General features: G+C 66.4%; 2 protein-coding genes and 1 pseudogene. 1 reads left to right on the forward strand and 2 read right to left on the reverse strand.

The window, feature by feature from the left end; translation table 11 throughout:
- Positions 1-348, reverse strand: a pseudogene (gene secA / locus AC1DY5_RS56430) (preprotein translocase subunit SecA); the annotation flags it as partial.
- 180 nt (positions 349-528) lie between these two features.
- Here secA and AC1DY5_RS56435 point away from each other — a divergent pair.
- Entirely contained in the window at positions 529-834 is a 306-nt protein-coding gene (locus AC1DY5_RS56435; RefSeq protein ID WP_478122837.1) for a hypothetical protein, read from the forward strand.
- Between the two features lie 15 nt (positions 835-849).
- Here AC1DY5_RS56435 and AC1DY5_RS56440 read toward each other — a convergent pair.
- On the reverse strand, positions 850-1172 hold a 323-nt coding region (locus tag AC1DY5_RS56440; RefSeq protein ID WP_478122838.1), incomplete at its 5' end, for a PepSY-associated TM helix domain-containing protein.

The following is a 1172-nucleotide window of genomic DNA, read 5'->3' on the forward strand; positions in this document are numbered from 1 at the left end:
CACCGGCAGCGTTGCCGTCAGGGTCTTGCCTTCGCCGGTGCGCATCTCGGMGATCTTGCCGTTGTGMAGGGCCATKCCGCCSAGCARCTGSACRTCGAAGTGGCGCATCTTCATGACCCGCTTSGAGSCYTCGCGCACCGTGGCGAAGGCCTCGGGCAGCAGGTCGTCGAGCGACTCGCCCTTGGCGACGCGGTCCTTGAACTCCGGTGTCTTGGCGCGCAGCGCCTCGTCGTCGAGCTTCTCGAAGGACGGCTCCAGCGCATTGATGCGTTCGACCGTCTTGCGATACTGCTTCAGGAGCCGGTCATTGCGACTGCCGAATATTTGGGTCAGGAAGTTGGTGGCCATGAATGGAGATCGAATGCACACTCGCAGGATGCGGGCGCCTCGACCGAAATCCCTAAGATAGACGGAGAACGAACTTGGGCGCGCTTTGCCAGAAGGCAAGCGGACCGGCCCGCAGGATTGCCGGCAAACCGCAGATTTTAGCCGGTGTGCCCGAACCTTCCCGACCACTGACCATTGCCGATGAATCGCCGCTATAACTCCGTCACCCTGCTCGAGGCCACCGAGGGCTCGCCCACCTTGGCGAGCCTGGCCGCGCGAGCGCGAGACGCCAACGAGCGTCTGGCGGCGGTGCAGGATTTGATCCCGCCGGAGATGCGCTCGGTGATCCTGGCGGGTCCTGCCGAGGGCGAGGTCTGGTGCATGCTGGTGAACGGCAGCGCGGCGGCAGCCAAGCTGCGGCAGCTGGCGCCCATGCTGCAGGCGCGGCTGAAATCGCGCGGCTGGGATGTGGCGACGATCCGGATCAAGGTGATGTCGCGGCGCTGACGGCCGTCGGCCGCTTCAGAGCTGCGCGATCGCGAGGCCCAGCGTGAGGGCCGCGGAGGCGCCGAAGATGGCCAGTCCGACGCTGCGGCGCCGATGGGTCAGCATCCACAGCGCGACGCCCGAGATCGACAGAAAGATCAGGCTGCCGGCCAGGGTGTCGACGAGCAGGATCCACGCCGCCGGCATTCCGGTGCCCTTGTGCATGTTGGCCAGCGTGGCGACGAAACCGCTGCGGGTGGTCGTGACGCCCACCGATCGGTTGCCGCGCCAGTAGTCGGCCTGCACGATGGCGTCGGGCCCGCCGAAATTGAACACCCATCGCTCGGGCTGCATCAACG

It is taken from the genome of Variovorax sp. P4_D9 (assembly GCF_056401695.1).

Bases quoted from the DNA above. Each gene is read 5' to 3' on its own strand.
- AC1DY5_RS56435 (WP_478122837.1), top strand. From the start codon at position 529: ATGAATCGCCGCTATAACTCCGTCACCCTGCTCGAGGCCACCGAGGGC.